Raw genomic sequence first — 19,458 nt, 5'->3', positions numbered from 1 at the left:
TGATTCCATACCATTTAATTATGATAACTAGGATTATCTAGCTGCGCAAATTTCATAGATAAGGTCTCAAATGGCATCTAAATTCTTGAACAATATTTTGTAGCCCAACATTTACATGTAGAAAATTTTATTTAGTTTTGGTGTTTTTTGATACTAAAGTTTATATTCACTATTGAACTAACATTTGCAAGTATGAAATAAAACTGAAATATGTAGTGATAAATAGGGGGCTTACTTTTATACCAATCAAAACTAATTTAACGTCTATCAAATGCTATCAATTAACACCAAGTAAGAGCAGAATTAGCAATGACTAAGTTAGTTGTTATTAATCTGGGGGAAGGTAGCTTAAATCAAGGATTTCCAAGAGTTACAGTTCAGCTTTGGGAGACTAATAATTCTCGCCCAACACAATTCCATGGCGGTTTACCCTCAGCGCCAGAAATTTACGAACTATATAAACGCTTTAAATCAATATATAGCGCACTTTATCTATCTTTGAGAAAACGTGCTCCCTTAACATTAGTTAAAAAATCTAAACTTGAAACCAGCACTGAATTTGCAAATAATATTAAACTGGATGTTGAGGCTGAGATTGTATCTAATTCCAAGGTTATTGAATTAGATAATACGGAATTAGAAGATTTAGAATCAGAAGATTTAGAATCAGAAGATTTAGAATCAGAAGATTTAGAATCAGAAGACTTAGAATCAGAAGATTTAGAAATAGATACAGAGGGTTTAACAAATGTTAGTGAGTCAGACTTTAATGAAGTTTGTGATTTGTTATGCGAACAAATTAACACTTGGCTAAGCTCCACTTCATTTCGCCCTATTGATCGAAATTTAAGATCGCGATTATCTTTAGACGAAGATTTTCAGGTCATTGTTGAGAGTAATGACTATACTATACGACGACTTCCCTGGCATTTGTGGGATTTCTTTGAGGATTATCAAAAAGCAGAGGTGGGTTTAAGCAGACTTAATTACGAGCAAGTTCAAAAAAATTCCCAAAAAAATGTCAAAAAGGTAAGAATATTAGCTATTTTGGGTAATAGTCAAGGAATTGATGTTCAACAAGACCGAATTTTGTTGGAGCAATTACCTGATGCATCAATGAAGTTTTTGGTAGAACCTTCACGTCGAGAGTTAGATAAATGGCTCTGGGATAAACAGGGATGGGACATTCTCTTTTTTGCTGGACATAGCCACAGTAAAGAAGATACGGGAAAAATACATATCAACCGGAAAAACTGTTTAACAGTTTCTGAACTAAAAAATGCTCTCAAGTATGCGATCGCTAGGGGTTTGAAACTGGCTATTTTTAATTCCTGTGATGGTTTGGGTTTAGCAAAAGAATTAGGCGATCTGAATATTCCCCAGACTATTGTCATGCGGGAGAATGTACCAGATATTATCGCCCATGAGTTTTTGAAAAATTTTTTGACGTCATTTGCAGCAGGGGAGTCGCTACATTTAGCAGTGCGCTATGCACGCTTACAATTACAAGGTTTAGAGGATAATTTTCCCGGAGCTTCTTGGTTACCAGTAATTTGCCAAAATCCGGCGGAAATAACCCCGACTTGGGAAGAATTACGTGGTAGTAAAAAACGCGATATTTTCTCTAAATTTAATCGGGTAAACCTACAAACAGCATTAACTATCGGTGTTATGGTAACTGCTTGTCTGACAGGAATCCGAACCCTAGGATTGATGCAAAAATGGGAATTGTCAGCTTTTGATTCCATGACGCGGATGAAACCCGCAGAAGCTCCGGATAAACGCATTCTAGCGATCACACTCACGGAAGCAGATATTCAAAATCAACGGGAAAGACAAAAATCTTCCCTATCAGATCCAGTATTGCAACAATTATTGAAAAAATTAGAACCACATCAACCAAAAGCAATTGGTTTAGATATTTATCGTGATTTTCCCGTAGAAAAAGAATACCCTAATCTAGCAAATAGCTTGAGAAATAATGACAACTTCTTTGCAATTTGTAAAGCTAGCGGTCAAACCCAGCAATCACCCGGGATTGCATCTCCTCCAGAAATTCCCAAACAACGCATAGGCTTTAGTGATGTTGTTGAAGATAGTGATTTTGTTGTTCGTCGTCAGTTAATTTCTCTTACTCCAGAACCTGATTCTTCTTGTAAAACTCAATATTCCTTCAGCCTACAATTGGCAAAAAAATATTTGGAAAGTCAGGGTATTAACCTTCAATTTAACAACAAAGGTTATTTTCAATTTGGTGATGTTGTCTTTGAACCCATTGATGTTCCTACCGGTGGTTACCAAAAATTTGATGCAGCAGGTCATCAAGTATTACTAAATTATCGGGTTTCACCAACGGTTGGTCGACAAATTACCCTCGCACAAGCATTAGAGGGAGATTTCAATTCTGATTGGGTTAAAAACAGCATAGTTCTGATTGGGGTTGAAGCGGAAAGCGTTAGAGATACTTTTTTAACACCCCATGGAGAATTCTCTGGAGTTATGATTCACGCTCATATGGTGAGTCAAATTCTTAGTGCTGTTTTGGATGGACGCTCGTTGTTGTGGGTCTGGTCTGGAGTGGGAGAGGTTTTATGGATCTGTTTTTGGTCTTTGTTGGGAGGGGCGATCGCTTTATATAACGGCTCCCAATTACAAAAATCTATTTTTATCGGTAATGCACTTTTAACTCAGTTTTTAGTTTGTTTTCTTCTATTGCTACAAGGTGGTTGGATACCAATTGTGCCTTCAGTATTATCTTTGTTAATTACTGCCCTTCTAGTCAACACATACACTGAATTTTCCGTTCAAAAGACCCTATTAGGTTGCGCCCATCAACCTGTACGCTATTGATATAAAAATTGATTTGTAAGCATCACAAGAAGTTCAGTTGACCCTATTTTTATTGCAATTAATTTTTATTGCACTTTCTTTATTGCAATTAATTTTTGTTGCACTTTCTTTATTGCAATTAATTTATTGTACTTTTTTATTGCACTTTCTTTATTGCATTGTGTAATCCCTAATGACTAAAACTAGACTTTCTTTTTTACAGATGCTGCTTCCTTGCTTGCTCGCTGTGACAATTATTAATCTCACGCGAACGCCAGCATATTCTAATCAATCAAATAGCAGCAAAATCCGTTTTATTGAACCAACTTTAAACAAAAAACCAGCAAATAGAGGCGCACCAAAAGACCGCAAAGGAGCAGGGACTCGTAGTGAAGAATGTCCTGCAACTAAACTCGATTTTACAGCTTTAGCACCATTGATGCAGATCGGTAAAAAACCAGTTCCAGTTCCCAAAGAAATTGCAGATCCATCTTCAAAATCGGCTTTGGGATTAACTACTTTAGAATATCCAACTTTTTGGTTTTATGTTCCTTATACATCTAATCAAATCAACTCTCTAAAGTTCATGCTGTTGGATGAAGATGATAATCCTATGATAAAAGAACCAATTCGGGTTGATGTACCTCAAAAACCGGGGACTATTGGTATTGAGCTTTCCAAAAGTGCAAAACCTTTAGAAGTCGGAAAGTATTATCATTGGTATTTTTTAGTAGATTGCAATCCCCAAAGTATTTCTGAGGATATAGCTATTGAGGGTTTTGTTAAAAGGATCTCCCTACAACCAGATTTAAAACAAGAATTGGAAGGTGCTACACCACAGCAAAAAGCAAAAATTTATGCTCGAGAAGGTATTTGGCAAGATGCGATCACGATTTTAGCTAAACTTCGTCGTAATAAACCACAGGATACCCCAATATTGAATTATTGGAAAGATTTATTACAATCTGTTGACTTAGATGAGATTGCTAATGAACCAATTCAAGATTGTTGTAGCAATGCGAAACACATTACTAGGAATAAGTAACAAGTAAAAAGTAAGAAGTAATGAGTAATGAGTAAGGATTAATTGGTAACTGTTAACAGTTAACTGATAACTGTTAACTGTTAACTGATAACTGGTAACTGTTAACTGTTAACTGATAACTGATAACTGTCAAAACCAATTTCCTACCAAAACATATGGAGCCCAAAAATATGGGTGTTTCCTATGCTCTAGAAAAACTAATTTTTGGGCTTCACTTAAAGCTTCTGCTTTGCTGATGTTTGGATTTTTGGCTAATTGCCGGTAAAATTCTCCCATCAGTATAGAGGTCGATTCATCGTCAACTCGCCATAGGGAAGCAACTGTACTACGTGCTCCCGAACGTACTGCAATTCCCGCTAGCCCCAAAGCTGCTCGTTTATCTCCCGTTGCTGTCTCACAAGCACTGAGGACGAGCAGTTCAATTGGATTAAGTTTACGAAATCTTTTTCCTTGTGATTCCTCTCTAGTTTGCAGCACTTCTTTTAATTCTTTAGCATCAATTTTCCCATCCCAAGTAAGAATAAAGGTATCTTCAACTTGGGAACTGAATTTACCATGGGTTGCAAGATGAAAAATGGGATAGGAAACAGAAGTAACCTGTTTTTCGATGCTTTTATTGGTAAATGAATCGTTAAGAAGTTTTTGTGAGGGAATTTTAGATTGGATTTTCTCTAATTCTTTAGCGACATGAGGTAAAGCACGAAAACCTTGATGGGGTTCTGTAATTCCACCGGTTAAAGCTTGAAGTTTTTTGTTTTCCTGGGAAGGTGCTACCAATTGCAAACCAGGGGCTAAAGCAAGGCTATATTTTTCTATGAGATAGTGTTCTCCATCATACAAAGCCGCCATGGGGATATTACGCAATAAACCATCCAAGACAAATACTAAATTTTTAATCTGATTTTTTTGTAAGTCTTTTTCTATTGGTTCGATTAACCAGTTGTATACTTCTTGGGAAATTTGCTCGCGATCGCGAAAGGTATAGCGTTGTTGTAATTTTTGACGCAGTAAATTCAGGGTATATTCGACCTCTGTTTGTGGTTGGTTGGTTGTGTAATGGCGAAGTTCTTTAACACGGGATAATTTAACAATTATTTCGATGCGATCGGGCAAAATAATCGGGTAGATGACTGCTGTGGGGATTTTCCCATTATCTACGATTTGATCAATTCTTTTCGGTTCAGCAATGGAACAAGCATCCTGAAAAAAGTTATCAATTTGAGCTAATTGCAATGCTTCAATGACGTCGCGGGCTTGCTTTAAGTTTTTTTGACTGATTTCTTTGACCGAACTAATATCTTTTGAAGATGTAGAAGGTTGTAAAAGTAAGCTTACTAGCTGTCGATATACCGGTTCTACCTCATCCCGAAAATCAAACTGAGTATCCAGATTCAGGGCTATTAAATCGCTGCGTAAGGATTGGAGGGATTCTATCGCTAGGGTATAAGCTTTGATCGCTCCCTGTGAATCTCCTTGCTTCAAAAGTATCCTTCCTAATTGCCATTCCCACTGATATTTAATATCTGACGCATTGATACTCTGAGCAAAACTAAGGGCTGATTCTGTATATTCACGGGCAATTTCCCATTGTTTATTGTATTCATATACTCGAGCGATATTCCCTAAAGCGTAGGATATAGAACGAGCATCTCCAAGTTCCTTGGCTTGTTTCATTGCTTTTGTTAGCAATCGAGCAATATTTTCCAGATCTGGCTGAGTATTTTCCTGGTTGGGGTTTTCTTGCTCTGCAAAACATACTAGGCTTTGGGCAAAATTCACCTTAGCGTAAACTGCACTTGGGCTGGGGTTTAAACTATCAACTTCTGTTTGTAGCGATCGCAATTCTTCTGCTTTTGGTTGTTGCTGTAGCTCTAGTAAAGCCCTCAAATAATTTAATTTTGCCTGTACTTCGCTGAGTTTTGAAGTTGATTTACTGGCACTTTTTTGGTAAGACTTAGCTGACTTTCGATAATAATTTATAGCTTTAGAGTTTTTAGTTTGAGGCTTTTTGGTAATTCCGCCACAATTAAAGGGCGAAGGGTTATCTCCATTTACAGTATTTCTCAACTGACTCCTTCTTCCAAGAAAGAATTCTGTATTACCTAAACTCAATAAAGTTGCGCTTTCTTGTTCGGGGGATCCTAATTTTCGAGCTACTCCCAAACTTTGTTCTAATAGTTCTTGGGAGTCCTCTAAATCTCCATTTGCACGTTTAACATCACCTAAACTACGCAAACCTGCAATTTGAATTTCAGGTTTGTTTTGTTTTTTATGTAAATTTTGTTGGATTTGGTCGAATATTTTTTGCGATCGTCGATAAAAACCTAAGCTTTGTAATGCTGCTATTTCGTTGATTTGGCTCCTAATCTTACCGACTTCATCATTAACTTCACCGTAGATTTTAGCGGCTTGTTTCCAAGATTCAATCGCTTCTTCTGCATTTCCCTGATTTAATTGCAGATTTCCTTGGGTATTAAGAGTCAAAGCAGTCAAAGCTAATTTAATCTTTTTTGCGGGATCGGAATTAAGCTTTAAACCATTGAGCAAGTTAAAGCTATTTTTCACAATCTCAGTTGCTTGGGTTGAATTTCCCTGTTTTTGCTGGGTTAAGGAAAGATAGTTCAACGCCAAAACTTGATTTAAAATATCTCCTTGGGATTGATAGATATTTGCTGCTTGCGTTAATAATTTTGCAGCGAGGGGAAATTTTCCTGACTGATAGAAATTTTTTCCCTGTTGCAGTAATTGTTCTGGGTTTGCTGTTAATTCTGTTTGTTGTACGAGGTTTGTATGTTCGGAGGAAGAAGTTATTTGGGAATTTGCAGGTATCATGTCGATACCCAAACTAAAAAATAATCCCAATAAAACTAACAGAAAAGCTTTTAATCTAAAAGTCCAGGTTCTAACCATAGCGCTGAAGCGCAACTACGAACCATATTATGAGTTATCTGCTGAACACATATCAATTACGAACTACGTTCGTCCGTCAGGACGCGTCTCACTACGAATTACGAATTATTTACAAGACCCCGAACTCCCAAAAATTGGCGGTGTCCCTGCATCAGCAACAAGCACGACTTCTCCCGCTTCGTTGATTATCGCTCTCTGGGCTTGGACTATTTTATTAACGGGTTTATTAACGGTTTCACTAACAATAATATTATTTTCTGTTTTCTCTTCTTTAACCTTACGCTGCGAGGTTTCCCTGGGTACTGGGTTGAGTCGCCAATCTTCCCACAGGTTTTGACGATCTAACACGGTGTTAGGAGAAGGTGGTAAACCGCCCTTTCCAGTAATTGTGAAATTACTCTTACCTCTGAGAGCACAGAAATTCTGGTTAATTAATTGGCTTGCATCAACCACATCGACGTTTACTTTAAGTAGATTTTGGTCGGGTTCTGCATCGGAGTCTTCAATGGTGATGTTTCCACTTTCCTGCTCATTTGCTCCTGTTGCGGTGATATCGCTGGTATTTGAGTTCTCCTCATCTCGGGGTTCGATTCCAAATATACCTTGGGTGTTGAAGATTCTGATATTACCACCACGAAAATTTAGAGAGTCGGCTCTGATATCGCTATTTCCACTGCCAATGATAAAACCATTCTTAGCATTAATTGTGATGTTACCACCAGGGATATTTATTCCAGAAGCGTTGGTGGTAATGCTACTGTTATTACGTAGGATTGAAAGGAGTGAATTGAGGGTGATATTTCCTCCGCCTCCTATGGTGTTAGCGCTGATTTTTCCGTTGTCCAAAAGTATAGAGTCAGCGTCGACTATTAAGGAACCTGCTTCCCCAAAAGCTTCGATATCGCCTAAAATAACATTATCAGGATCTGGTGTTTGACTGTTCAAATTGATTTGAGCCCTATCTCTAACAATCAATTTTTTTGTTGCTATTATCAAGTTTCCAGCATTTCCAGAACCTCGAGTTGAAGTAAGCAAACTGCTAGGAAAAGAACTATATTTTGAGGTTCCAATTAACTCTACAGACTCTGAGGCGTTTATAGTTATGTTTCCTCCTTTACCTGTACCTTGTATACCTTGAGTAACAAAATCAGGTGTTGCTGTGCTGGAGTTTACTAAGATTGCTGAGCCTTCTTGGACACGCAAAATACCAGTATTTATGGTAATATTACCTGCATTTCCAGAACCAAAAGCTCCTGTACTCAGTGTACTGGGACTGATACTACCCCTTGAAGTTTTAAAGCTACCAATTATTTGTACAGACTCGGAAGCATTCACAGTTAAATTTCCCGCTTCGCCTTCTCCTTGAGTAGAAGCATTTGCTCCTGCGCCATTTCGAAGGATTAATTTATTAGCCTCAATTTTTAAGTGTCCACTATCTTTGGTACCAATTGTTATATTTCTTAAAAATACTTCATGACCAGCTATTTCCACTAAATTACCTTTTACCTGAATATTACCTCCACCTTCGCCACTGGTATCCACAATAGAACCAACCGAAGAATTATTAAGATTTCGCCGGATTAGTCGGATATCATGATAACCTTGCACAGTTCCATACCCTAAAACCCAACCTTGGTTTGTCGGATTTAGGTTTACAAAACTGTTTCCAGCGACCGCTCCTAGTTCAATTCTTCCTTCTGATGCTGTTAAGTTTCCGCCCTCTAGGACGATATCACCTCCTATAAGCGCTAAAGTTTTGCCTGTTGGTACCTGTAAGCCAGCGGCTTGACCAAAAGTATTAGTTGCGCCATTAAGACTAGCTTGGGATTGATGGTGGATAGGCGCAGCTGTAGCTCCAAATTGTAAACCAATGGGAACTTTTACTGTTAGCAAAGGTCTAATTTCAGGTTCTGTAGCGCTAAAATTTATATTATCAGCAAATTTAATACTACTGGCTGTACTTCCTACAAATGAACCACCAAGCTTTAAAGAAGCATTAGGACCAAAAACAATACCGTTGGGATTTATTAAAAATAAGTTAGCTGTGCCATTATTACGGATAATACCATCAATATTAGAAATAGACTTTCCTGTTACTCGAGTAATAATATTTTGAATATTTGCAGCATTTTGAAAGCTTGCTGTCACACCAGTAAGTACAGAAAATTCTTCAAAACTGTGGAATAGATTACTTCCAGAAATGGTTCCACCTTCAATAATTCTGTTATTACCTTGTGGTGTCACACGAGAATTATTGGGTAGACTAGTATCCGGGATAATTTGTGCAATTGCATCACTTGGAGAATAAGTGATTGCAGCAACTGTTATGATCCCTAATCCTTTAAACCAGAACCAAAGAGTATTCATCTCAAATATTATACCCTCGTAAGGAAAGTAGAATTAGCAAAACAATGAGGCTCTTCTAGACTGAACATAGTAAATTAGTAGTTTAAAAGAGCTTAAATCCTTAAATGGCAGAGGTTTCAATAAACTTGGGACTTACGCACAATGAACGTATTTCCTTCATTACGAGTGTTAGCTACGAATCTTACGAGATGCCATGATTGCTTCCCTACAATGCGTTACTGTCGAAATGAAAAACCTTCGTTGCATAAGCCCATTGTGTTAAAAAAACAAAACTCGATTTATACCATTAAAAACCTGTGTTTAATGATATAATTTAGATCGTTTGAGTGTATATATTAAACTATCTAAAACCATGGATTGCACTTGATGCACCCGTTAACTAAACAACAACCAAATAACTTAAGTTCTTCACCTATAACTGTCTGCAAACTATCTTTTAGTTCTGATTGATTTATTTCTCTTATTTTATCCAGGTTAAGTACTAACGGAAAACCTACTTCCTGGTCAGATAGTCCATATCTTTTAAAACATTCATTAAACTCAGGTTGGTTTAAGGCTTTTTCCATTAACTGTTGCATTTCTTTTTTGAACTCTTCTAAAACTGTAGAATCCATAATATTTGCTCCTTGAGTTGATTTGATTGGTAAACGTAAAATCGCACCAATTTATATAAAATTGGCTAATAGCAAAAAGGCAAAAATAAAACAATATCCAACTTAAAATAAACCTACTATTAACAAGTAGGATACTTTCTCAATGTAAATATGCGTAAAAGCAAATTACAACTTCAAATACTATTTGAATTAGTTGAATAGATAACCTATGAAAAATAGGTTTCAATTGTTTTTTGTCTCTTCAATAATTAATAGGTATGACCATAATTAACTTATGCACCAATAAGTCATACATTTATCTACCACGAGCAAATTTACTTTACTCGAGATGCATCCAGCCGTTAACCCGATATTCAATGTATTGCTCTTAGCTTTTATATACAAGAGTCCTAGACTACATTTGGTACTTCTAAATAACTGAAATCGCACGATTTAAATTCTGTCATGAAAGTTTGATAAAATCATTTTCACAGGGATTTTAGTACTAGTGTATTGTCACTATAAATTATCAGCTAAGTTTAGATTTAGTTATTGTTTTTAGTATTATCCGTCTGTGATAGAAAATATTAGTTTAAGAGAAAAAATAAGCCAGTGTGGGGGAAATAGTAATTAATATAGTGATATTTGGCGGAATATCATTTCAATAAATATTTATATGCAGGAATTTTTCGTGTACAGAGATGCGAAACTCACCCCGTCATGTCAGTGTGATGGGAAGGGAGTGAGGTTTTATGGGTTTTGGTTGATATAAAAAGTAGACCTTGAGAACGTAAAATAACTATTTGCCTAACAGGGTAGCCATTCAAGATCACCAGTCCTTGAATCAAGATAAATACAACAATCCCCTATTAGTGTTGAAGTATTATTTCCAACAGATGCTACACTACCTTGAATTTTATCTAGTCTAACTGCTACTGGGATTTCCACTACTCCATTTTCTAAATCATATTTTTTCAAAACAGTTGCTAAATCAGGGTTATTCAGCATCTTGCCAATAACTGGTCGGATTTCTTCTTTGAACTGCTCTAATTTTGCATCATCCATAATACTTCCCACCTCTGCTGTTATTTCTGAGGGAGTATCAGCATGAGAAGTATCATTTTGTAAGACTATAGCTGCAGCAACACTACCAGTAGCGACTGCGGTAGTAATAATAAAATCACGCCGTGTCTTGTTTTCTGCCATGATGCACCTTAATTTTTGATACAGAAAGCAAATCTTGAGAAGTTAAAATAATTAAGCATTCTGTTTGCTGTATGTCCTCAAGTTAACATGGCACCAGATTTATTTTGTGATAAAAAATTATTCTTTTTGTAAAGGGATGCAAAGGGAGTTTGCTTAACATCACATTTTGGCTCAATTTTTTTTACGCTTATCCTAGCTTTTCTCACCCTCAAGCCAAACTAGTTAATGTTTATATAGCAATCATATTTGATTTATGAATAGATAAATCCTGTAGAGACGTTGCATGCGACGTCTCTACAGACCCGAAATCATCACTAAAAAACCTTAACTGAACTGTATTGCACTGTAAGCCTTACCTAGTCTGCTTTAGCAGAGTTTGTCTATTAGCCTGGGAATTTATTCCAAGGCGGTTATTGAAACTATTGAAACTGGTGCAAGTTATTAGTAGGTGCTAAACCAAAATCTGTGAGATTGCTTCCCTACACTGCGTTCCGGTCGCAATGACAAAATATATCTTTCAATATTTGGGATCATCCCATCAGTTACAACCAAATTGCTGGGTGCTAAACCAAAATATCTGAGATTGCTTTCCTACACTGCGTTCCGGTCGCAATGACAAATCTTTATCACTTAATTCCTGATTCCTGTAGATAAGGGAAAAATAGATATCCATTGCATCCGTTACTAATCCGCATCCATTACTATCAAATTGCTGGGTGCTAAACCAAAATCTGTGAGATTGCTTTCCTACACTGCGTTCCGGTCGCAATGACAAATCTTTATCACTACTACCTAATCGCCGATCGCCAATCCCCATATGCCGCTTGCGGCGGCACGCAGTGCTATCGCTGATCGCCAATCAAAAATTCCGAAACAGTAATAAAGCAGTTTGCATCGATCCAACCACCAAACCTAAAATTCCCCCCAAAGTGACAATTGCTTGCAACTCATTTTTGACAATTCCCTCGATCGCATTTTCTAAATCAGCAGGAGAAGTTGATTTAACGCGATCGATAATCACTTGGTCTATGGATAAAATCGGAATTGTCTGGATCACAATTTTTTCTAAATCTCTTTCTAAATATCTTTCTAAAACTAAAGCTAACTCTTTGCTGACAACTTCTAAAGAAGAATTAACAACCTCCGAATTACTCAGACGCTTCACCAACAAAACTGCAATATGCTCCCAGTTAAGAGAATCGCTAAACCCCTTTAAAACATCGCTACCACGGGTTTGCAGGTATTGACGAACAGTATCGCGCGTTGTTTTCCGTAATTGACGAACCGTACCTACCGGTAAATTTTGTAAAGATAAATTTTGTAAAAATTCCTTCAGACGTCCTTTCACCTTTAGATCTGCTACTAATTCCTCAATCCGATTATTTGTAGCGTCCTTCTCATCCAAACAATAGGTACGCAAACGAGTCAAACTATTACGCAAACCAAATAAATTTGCAACTACCCAATAAGTACCACTGGTTTTTTCCCGAAAGCTGTCATCAATGGTTTGAATCGTGCGATCCGTCAAAAAATCAACGATCGCCACCCTAATAGTATTTGGAGGTAAAACAACATGAAGCAACCAATCAGCTAGGCGATCAGCTTGTTCCTCACTCAGGGTAAACTCTAACAGAACCTGGTCAAAAATCTGGTTAATTTGGGCTTCCAAAAAATCTTCACGTCGCGCCAAAACCTTTAACAGACGCGGTACAGACTCCCCCAACAAATCCCGTAAAATTCCCGCAACAATTCTGGCTGTTTTTTGTTCCTTATCTAATTGAACTTGATCCAGCGCCATTCTTAACAACCAAAGAATAGCAGCTTGTACCCGTTCCGTTTGTAATAATCGCCGCGCCAGATTTTGAATTTCATCCGGAGTCAGCAGGGAATTCATGATCGTGTTGGAAATATTTTTCGCCAACCGTTCTTGATTGCGGGGAATTAAACCGGGAGTAAAGGGAACCCTTCGACCACCGATATAAATCGCTCGGTAAGGGCGAAACAGCATTTTTATGGCTAAATCGTTAGTGAAATAACCAATAATCCCCCCAGCAACCGGGGGAGTTATATAGAGCCAGATGTTAGACCAATCCACAATATGTCAGGATCTTTTAGAAACGTAAGATGCGCTCAAAAAAAAAGCACAGGAACATACACTATTTTAGGAAAAGTTCTGACGTATCGCTGTAACAGAGTAAGGAGTAAGAAGTAAAAATTAAAAAGTAAAAAGTAAAAAGTAAAAAGTAACTGATAACTTGCTGTAATCCGGCGTGTGTTAAAACGCACTCTCAGCATACCGTGTCCACAAAATATAACTCTTTCCCAGTCTGATTTATCAGACTTATCTATGAGACTGGGAATTTATTCCTAGGTGGTTTATTGGGTCTGTTGAGAATAGTGCAAGCAATCGAGAGTAAGTGACTTATACCAATTCAATAAATGATTGCAACACATTCCTCGGTAGAGAAGTTCAATCGAACGTCTGTAAAAAAATTTATTTGTCGCATTATTTTTCTAAGTTGGTATTACAAAAAATAATTTATTACAGGTTAAAGATAAGGTAAGTTACGCGATCGCTACTCCTTACTCATTACTCATTACTCATTACTCATTACTCACTTCCTCACCACCAAAACCCCCATAAAATCATTTGCGATCGGGTAGTGGACAGCTTGCTCAAAGCCAACTTGAAGAGATAAATTTACCTGCTCCGACCCAATGGGAAAGCGATCCAAACTCGGACTAATATAAGCGTATTCTTCCTTTAAATTCATATTTGTGGCAACATTTACCACAATATTATTGAGATACCATTCCTGAAAACTTCTCATTAAAGGACTCTCGGGACGATGAAAATCCAAAATAGCCGCAGTCGCACCCGGTTTGAGTACCCGATAAATTTCTTTTAAACAAAGACTAATATCCTTTACATTTCTTAAACCATAACCCATGGTCGCAGCATCAAATTGATTATCTTCAAAAGGTAAATCAAGGACATCAGCCTCGATCCAAGCAATTGAAGGCTGAGGATACTGAGATTGGTAACGTTGTTTAGCAATTCCTAGCAACTGCGCAGAAAAATCAACAGCATAGACCTTTCCCGATTTTCCCACCCGGCGCGCCAGACGAAAAGCTAAATCACCGCTACCACAACACAAATCTAAACAAGTATTTCCCCAACTAGCGCGACTCCATTTAACCGTCATTTCCTTCCAGATCCGATGTTGTCCCAAACTCAACCAATCGTTGAGTTGGTCGTAAACAGGAGCAATGCGGTCAAAAATAGAGTGAACTTGATCGTACATGCGATAAAACCTGTGAAAGACGCGATTTACTTGCGTCTACATTATTTACGATCGTGAGCACAACCGAAAACAATCGCTAATAGTTGGGCTGATATATGGATTATTTTGAGTTCCTCGTCTGGTAAAGTGGAGGGCTTTTTCCACTGCAGGGAAAGAACGCCTAAAACTTGGGTTTTATGAATAATTGGAACAATTAAATGAGCTTGGATACCAGTTGTAGCATAATGCTCTACTTGATTGAGTTTTTCATCCTTGGCGATATTCGAGCAAACTTGGATTGTTCCAGTTGCGATCGCTTCTGCAGCCAAGGGATCGGCATCAAGCCAGTTTTTTAAAGTTCCTAATTGGGAGTAGATAGCTTGAGTGGAGAGGAGCTTACCATCTTCTACAAGTTGCAAAATACAACCATCAGCAGCAAAATTTCTTCCGCAAGCCTGGACAATGGGATCGAGGGTTGTATCTACATTAGGTGCAGATTTGGTAATTTCCACCAAACTTTTTAGCAAACCGATTTGAGCATTTGCACGTCGTAATTCTTCCGTTCTTTGTTTGAGTAGATCGTAAGTTTCCGCAGCACGTTGCACCACCGCTTTGAGTTCGTCCGGATCCCAAGGCTTAGTGATATACTTATAAACTTGACCGGCATTAATAGCATCAACTAAGTCTTCAATATCAGTAAAACCAGTGAGAATAATCCGGACAGTATCAGGAAACTGGGGTAATGTTTTACTCAAAAATTCAGTTCCCTTCATCTCTGGCATTCTTTGGTCAGAGATAATAACAGCAACCTCTCCTTCTGTCGCTAAAACATCCAAAGCGCTGATACCACTATCAGCCTTTAAGACCTGAAAATCACGTCTAAAAGTTCGGTAAAGTAGATCGAGATTGTCCGGCTCATCATCTACTACAAGTATTTTTTGTTTTTTTCGTCGTGGTGAAGTCATTAATTGACGACTAATTTGATCGAGTTGGGGGGAATTATCCATAAAGATAAATCTTTATTTATCTATGCTGTTACTGTGATATTCCATACTAGTATAAAGTAATGATTTACATTGATATTAGTGGAATCTGCGGATAACAGCATATTATTTATAGATATTGGTTACATATTTTATAACCGATTTTATAAGCATGTCATTAGTCACTACTTAATTAAAATTTAATATTTGCAATGTACCCGGTAGTAGAAAATGATGTGGATTACACATTTGAGTCCTACAAGCTTTGAGCCTCACAGGTAATCGTAAAACAGCAAAGCTTTAGTAAAACCAAACAACTTGTAAATTGGAAGAAACTTGTAAATTGGTTCTATGACAAATCTACCGCCTAATCCCCAAGATTCAGAGAATTTAACTGAAGCAGAATCTCAACAACTGCTGCAAAAACTGCGGCAAAAACAAGGTAACTGGGTAGAATGGGGCAAAGAAATCGCCAAGTTACAAAAATCAGGTTATAGTCCCCAAATAATTTTTGAGGCAACCGGTTTTGAACCAATTCAACAAAACCAAGTGATTGTTGGCGCACAGGTCTATCATTCTATAGTAAAAGCGAACGCATCAGAAGCAGTACAATCGCACTATTGGGAAAGGGGAAGCGATGTATTGTATGAATTACGTATGCTTACCCAAGAAGAGCGAGCAACAGCGGCTGAATTAACCCATCATCACCAGCTCGATATGGATTCAGCACGGGAAATTGCTAGAGCAATCAAAGATTTTTCTCGTTTACCAAAATTACCGGCTGGTTTTTCCCAACATCCAGGGGATGCAGTTGCTTATCAATGTTGGAAATTAGCTCGTCAGAAATCAGATTTACAAGAACGTTCACGTTTGATTGCTAAAGGTTTAAAATTTGCAGCTTCAGATAGTGCAAGAAAACAAGTAGAACAATTATTAACTGATTTTACCGTTGTTCCAAAGAAACCGGCTCCCCATTTACCTTTGTATCGTCCGGAGTCGGAATCTGACTTACCCCGGTTAGTTGCTGTTGCTGGGGAACTACCTTTATCCCCTTCAGAATTACAAGCAGTTCCCTCATTTAAAGAGGAAGGTGTTTTTGGGATAGTTAAATCTAGTGGTGAACAAACTTGGGTAGCTTTACCAGGTTGGCAAGTTATATTAAATTCTCAAGATCCAGTAGTTATTATTTGTAATAGCGATATACTCCCAACTGATACTCAAACTTCTCCCGAATCAGTATTAGTAGTAATCGATCGCGCCCAAACAGAATGGGATGCTAATAGTTATTTTGCTGTAGAAAATTCTACAGAGGAGAATTCACAAATTGATTTTCAGTGGTTTGAAACACAGCCAGAAGTATCGATACTTGGGCGTATAGTTGTGATTATCCGTCCTAAGAGAATTTTAGATGAAGAAATTACCAAAGATGCTTGGCAAATAGATGAGTAGCGGTCGGAAATTGGGAATTGGGGAGTTGGGGAAAGTGTGGAAAGTGTGGGGAGTGTGGGGAGTGTGGGAGGATGGGGAAGAGAAAATTACTCATTCTTACTCATTACTCATTACTCATTACCCATTACCCATTACCAATTACCCATTACCAATTGCCCATTAATCATAAATAAGTATTTCAAACAACATTATCTACACACTTTGAAACATAAAAATGTTTTCTTCAAGAATAGTTTAAATAAATATAGCTTTACTTTAATATAACTACGTAATTTATGTAAGATAAACTACTACAAACAGCATAATTAAATAACTAAAATAGAATGGAAACCCTGGACAGCAAAGACATCTTCCCAGTCCCACCAGACTGGGTTTTTTTTTCTCAAAATTCTCTCACAAAAGCCTTATGCAGGAGTGAGGAGTTAGAAGTCAGAAGTCAGGAGTTAGAAGTCAGGAGTCAGGAGTCAGGAGTCAGGAGTCAGAAGTCAGGAGTTAGAAGTCAGGAGTTGGAACCCTTAGGCTTAAAACCCCAGAAATGAAAATCTTTTAGATTAAAACCTTGAGATATAAAACCTAACAGTTTAGAACTTTAACATTTAGAACCCTGAAATTTAGAATCCTGAAATTTAGAACCCTGAAACTTAAAACCTTGAAACTTAAAACCCTGAACTTTGAAACCTTGGAAATAACAAACCTTAAACCTAAAGCCTTTAAAATTAAAGCTTTGCAAAACGACACTCACACCTATAATAAATTAAAGCGATTCTAAGCAAATCTCTCCTGAGACATATGGGATGTAACATTAGGTACATCTACTCAACTGAGATAACGAGTAATGCCAGCATAAGCAGGGCGTGTTAGCATTCGTCGCTCGCGGCGCGGTCTAGCGGGACACGTAAGTGTACACAGCGCACAGTAATGAATAAGCTCTGCACATCAAAGTCTGAACCCATCAGCGTATCACCCAACTTCTTACTCTTTACTCGTTACTCTAGAAACTCCTCACGCTCAACAATACTTAGAAATTAACTAGTACATCGCGGCGGAGAGGAGATAAAGCACCTGTTTATAAAAGGTCAAAACTAGAAAAAACAGTATTTTTGAATTTTGACTTATGTCCAGTGGACACTCTATGCTAATGACTTATATCCTACAGACACGCTTCCGCTAATGATTTCCGCACAGGGGTACTAAAGCCAATCTCCATAAAGTGGAATGTCATCCACTTTGATTTCAAATGGTGCTCCTTGACCTTGTGGAGGATAAACTCGGATTTTAGCCTTATTGGTAAATCTTTCAAGACGATTACCCAACTGTGGGATATCGTTGAGTATGTACCAGTAAGTTTCCATGTCTGGACAGTGAATTATCAAAGTCAGAGGTAATAGTTTAATTGCAATTCGCCAACGACAATGAGATAGTAAAACTCGTGTAATGCGATCGCAAGCTTGCAAGAAAAGTTTGGAAGTGAATTCTTCCAATTCTCGACGCAATAGTTGGTCGTTGAGAGACTTACTCTCTGGTGGTAGATCGTCCGGAGAAAGGAAAGATTTTTCCATCTTAATAACCCCTTGGTAGAGTTAAGGACTAGGGATTAGGTATTGGGGATTAGGGATTGGCGTTAGCATAGCGTGACGCGTTAGCAAAGCGTTAGCAAGGTGCAGGGCGTAACGTAAGCACAGACACCTCTGTGTCTATACCGTCATATAGGGATTGGACGAGATATCATTTTCCCAGTCTCCAGTCCCCAGTCCCCAGTCCCCAGTCCCCAATCCCCAATCAAATATAAGTCCGTACCTGTTGGTTATAGCGTTGGAGGCTTTCAAGGTTTTTTTGCAAACTAACAGAACAAGGTTTAAGCAGTAAAGTCTCTAGATCCAGTTGATCTTTAAGCTTCTTAATTTGGTCGCGACAGTGAGAGACATCACCAATAATTGAATTACTAAGTAAATAGTCCTCGTCGTAACAAATATTGTTGCGGTTGAATAACTTGGATTGATTCCTGTTGTTTGGCTGCATTACAGCAGCATTAGCTTGCATTTTTTTGCTGAAGGAGCGAATAAAAGGTAAAGCCTGAGTTAATGCTTCCTCTTGAGTCTCAGCTACAAAGAAGAAACGCGCCAAGATGAATTGTTCCACACCATTAGAATTAATACTGCGATACTTGGCGATGGTTTGCTTTAATCTCTCCAATGCAAATGGAGGTCCCCCCATCAAACCAAAAGAATACTTTGCAGCAAAAGTAATTGCTCGATCGTCTCCGCTAGCTATATAGGTCGGAATTGGTTTTTGTACGGGTTTTGGATGAACCGTTACTCGATCGCATTGATAATATTGCCCATTAAAGGTTACTTCAGTTTCATATAAAAGTTTATGAACCAACGCCATTGCTTCTAATGCTTTGGTACGAGATTCACTCATATCCGTGGCAAAATGTTTATACTGCTCAGGGAAAGGTCCACCTTTAGCAATACCGAGGGCTAATCTTCCTTGAGATAAATTATCAAGGGTAGCGAGATCTTCGGCGACACGAATAGGGTTATGAAACGCTAGCAACACTGCTGCTGAGCCTAACCGGATAGTCGATGTCATCCCCGCCAAATGAGCCAATAGCACCAAAATCGAAGGACTGAGATTAAAGTCATTGAAATGACGTTCTGCAACCCAAGCTTCTTCAAAATCTAGAGTTTGGGCATATTTTACCAGCGACACCTGCTCCTCTATGGCACGACGGGTATCCTGATGATAATTTTCGTAGTTACAGAAAATTCCGGTTTTCATTATTTGCGATC

The 19,458-nt window shown here is 38.0% G+C and carries 15 protein-coding genes; 5 read left to right on the top strand and 10 right to left on the bottom strand.

Annotated features, from left to right (window positions below; translation table 11 throughout):
- Nucleotides 1–309 precede the first annotated feature (309 nt).
- Nucleotides 310–2,850 (top strand): CHASE2 domain-containing protein, encoded by a 2,541-nt coding sequence (locus tag BC008_RS18430; protein ID WP_058183726.1) that lies wholly within the window; start codon nucleotides 310–312, stop codon nucleotides 2,848–2,850.
- A 172-nt stretch (nucleotides 2,851–3,022) separates the two neighbouring features.
- Nucleotides 3,023–3,874, top strand: coding sequence for a DUF928 domain-containing protein (locus BC008_RS18425; protein ID WP_058183727.1), 852 nt, complete (start codon nucleotides 3,023–3,025; stop codon nucleotides 3,872–3,874).
- A gap of 129 nt (nucleotides 3,875–4,003) precedes the next feature.
- Here BC008_RS18425 and BC008_RS18420 read toward each other — a convergent pair whose 3' ends face one another.
- The 8 genes from BC008_RS18420 to BC008_RS18385 form a co-directional block, all read right to left on the bottom strand.
- Nucleotides 4,004–6,784 carry a CHAT domain-containing protein gene (locus BC008_RS18420; protein ID WP_027842940.1) on the bottom strand — a complete coding sequence of 927 codons (2,781 nt, stop codon included), beginning with the start codon at nucleotides 6,782–6,784 and terminating at the stop codon, nucleotides 4,004–4,006.
- A 105-nt stretch (nucleotides 6,785–6,889) separates the two neighbouring features.
- Entirely contained in the window at nucleotides 6,890–9,151 is a 2,262-nt protein-coding gene (locus BC008_RS18415; RefSeq protein ID WP_036265242.1) for a two-partner secretion domain-containing protein, read from the bottom strand.
- Nucleotides 9,152–9,495: 344 nt separating this feature from the next.
- On the bottom strand, nucleotides 9,496–9,765 hold the full coding sequence (locus BC008_RS18410) for a hypothetical protein (protein ID WP_027842939.1): 270 nt from the start codon (nucleotides 9,763–9,765) through the stop codon (nucleotides 9,496–9,498).
- A gap of 786 nt (nucleotides 9,766–10,551) precedes the next feature.
- On the bottom strand, nucleotides 10,552–10,950 hold the full coding sequence (locus BC008_RS18405; RefSeq protein ID WP_027842938.1) for a ubiquinol-cytochrome c reductase iron-sulfur subunit N-terminal domain-containing protein: 399 nt from the start codon (nucleotides 10,948–10,950) through the stop codon (nucleotides 10,552–10,554).
- Nucleotides 10,951–11,488: 538 nt separating this feature from the next.
- Complete coding sequence (locus BC008_RS18400) at nucleotides 11,489–11,809, bottom strand: hypothetical protein (protein ID WP_153009611.1); 321 nt, start codon at nucleotides 11,807–11,809, stop codon at nucleotides 11,489–11,491.
- Nucleotides 11,810–13,045, bottom strand: coding sequence for a DUF445 domain-containing protein (locus tag BC008_RS18395; RefSeq protein ID WP_027842937.1), 1,236 nt, complete (start codon nucleotides 13,043–13,045; stop codon nucleotides 11,810–11,812).
- Between the two features lie 520 nt (nucleotides 13,046–13,565).
- Nucleotides 13,566–14,255 (bottom strand): bifunctional demethylmenaquinone methyltransferase/2-methoxy-6-polyprenyl-1,4-benzoquinol methylase UbiE, encoded by a 690-nt coding sequence (ubiE, locus tag BC008_RS18390; protein WP_027846780.1) that lies wholly within the window; start codon nucleotides 14,253–14,255, stop codon nucleotides 13,566–13,568.
- Between the two features lie 41 nt (nucleotides 14,256–14,296).
- On the bottom strand, nucleotides 14,297–15,241 hold the full coding sequence (locus BC008_RS18385; RefSeq protein WP_027846779.1) for a response regulator: 945 nt from the start codon (nucleotides 15,239–15,241) through the stop codon (nucleotides 14,297–14,299).
- A 327-nt stretch (nucleotides 15,242–15,568) separates the two neighbouring features.
- Between BC008_RS18385 and BC008_RS18380 the strand changes: the two genes are divergently transcribed.
- The 3 genes from BC008_RS18380 to BC008_RS18375 all read left to right on the top strand — a co-directional run bounded on the left by BC008_RS18380 (nucleotide 15,569) and on the right by BC008_RS18375 (nucleotide 17,205).
- Nucleotides 15,569–16,666, top strand: coding sequence for a RuBisCO accumulation factor 1 (locus tag BC008_RS18380; protein ID WP_027846778.1), 1,098 nt, complete (start codon nucleotides 15,569–15,571; stop codon nucleotides 16,664–16,666).
- A complete protein-coding gene (locus BC008_RS49555; RefSeq protein ID WP_161938127.1) occupies nucleotides 16,659–16,829 on the top strand; it encodes a hypothetical protein in 171 nt (56 codons plus the stop codon). Before BC008_RS18380 ends, BC008_RS49555 begins: the two co-directional genes overlap by 8 nt.
- Nucleotides 16,830–16,989: 160 nt before the next feature.
- Entirely contained in the window at nucleotides 16,990–17,205 is a 216-nt protein-coding gene (locus BC008_RS18375) for a hypothetical protein (protein WP_058183729.1), read from the top strand.
- Between the two features lie 651 nt (nucleotides 17,206–17,856).
- Here BC008_RS18375 and BC008_RS18370 read toward each other — a convergent pair.
- Together BC008_RS18370 and BC008_RS18365 are read right to left on the bottom strand one after the other, a co-directional pair.
- The gene (locus BC008_RS18370) at nucleotides 17,857–18,225 is read right to left on the bottom strand and encodes a hypothetical protein (RefSeq protein ID WP_027846754.1); all 369 of its coding nucleotides are present in this window, start codon (nucleotides 18,223–18,225) and stop codon (nucleotides 17,857–17,859) included.
- 220 nt (nucleotides 18,226–18,445) lie between these two features.
- A complete protein-coding gene (locus tag BC008_RS18365; RefSeq protein WP_027846753.1) occupies nucleotides 18,446–19,447 on the bottom strand; it encodes an LLM class flavin-dependent oxidoreductase in 1,002 nt (333 codons plus the stop codon).
- Between the last annotated feature and the right edge of the window lie 11 nt (nucleotides 19,448–19,458).

Source organism: Mastigocoleus testarum BC008 (genome assembly GCF_001456025.1).
Lineage (GTDB): Bacteria > Cyanobacteriota > Cyanobacteriia > Cyanobacteriales > Nostocaceae > Mastigocoleus > Mastigocoleus testarum.
This window is presented reverse-complemented; position numbering and strand designations above follow the sequence as displayed.

Coding starts and splice junctions, on each gene's coding strand:
- BC008_RS18430 (WP_058183726.1), top strand. CDS start 310: ATGACTAAGTTAGTTGTTATTAATCTGGGGGAAGGTAGCTTAAATCAA.
- BC008_RS18425 (WP_058183727.1), top strand. CDS start 3,023: ATGACTAAAACTAGACTTTCTTTTTTACAGATGCTGCTTCCTTGCTTG.
- BC008_RS18420 (WP_027842940.1), bottom strand. CDS start 6,784: ATGGTTAGAACCTGGACTTTTAGATTAAAAGCTTTTCTGTTAGTTTTA.
- BC008_RS18415 (WP_036265242.1), bottom strand. CDS start 9,151: ATGAATACTCTTTGGTTCTGGTTTAAAGGATTAGGGATCATAACAGTT.
- BC008_RS18410 (WP_027842939.1), bottom strand. CDS start 9,765: ATGGATTCTACAGTTTTAGAAGAGTTCAAAAAAGAAATGCAACAGTTA.
- BC008_RS18405 (WP_027842938.1), bottom strand. CDS start 10,950: ATGGCAGAAAACAAGACACGGCGTGATTTTATTATTACTACCGCAGTC.
- ubiE (WP_027846780.1), bottom strand. CDS start 14,255: ATGTACGATCAAGTTCACTCTATTTTTGACCGCATTGCTCCTGTTTAC.
- BC008_RS18385 (WP_027846779.1), bottom strand. CDS start 15,241: ATGGATAATTCCCCCCAACTCGATCAAATTAGTCGTCAATTAATGACT.
- BC008_RS18380 (WP_027846778.1), top strand. CDS start 15,569: ATGACAAATCTACCGCCTAATCCCCAAGATTCAGAGAATTTAACTGAA.
- BC008_RS49555 (WP_161938127.1), top strand. CDS start 16,659: ATGAGTAGCGGTCGGAAATTGGGAATTGGGGAGTTGGGGAAAGTGTGG.
- BC008_RS18375 (WP_058183729.1), top strand. CDS start 16,990: ATGGAAACCCTGGACAGCAAAGACATCTTCCCAGTCCCACCAGACTGG.
- BC008_RS18370 (WP_027846754.1), bottom strand. CDS start 18,225: ATGGAAAAATCTTTCCTTTCTCCGGACGATCTACCACCAGAGAGTAAG.
- BC008_RS18365 (WP_027846753.1), bottom strand. CDS start 19,447: ATGAAAACCGGAATTTTCTGTAACTACGAAAATTATCATCAGGATACC.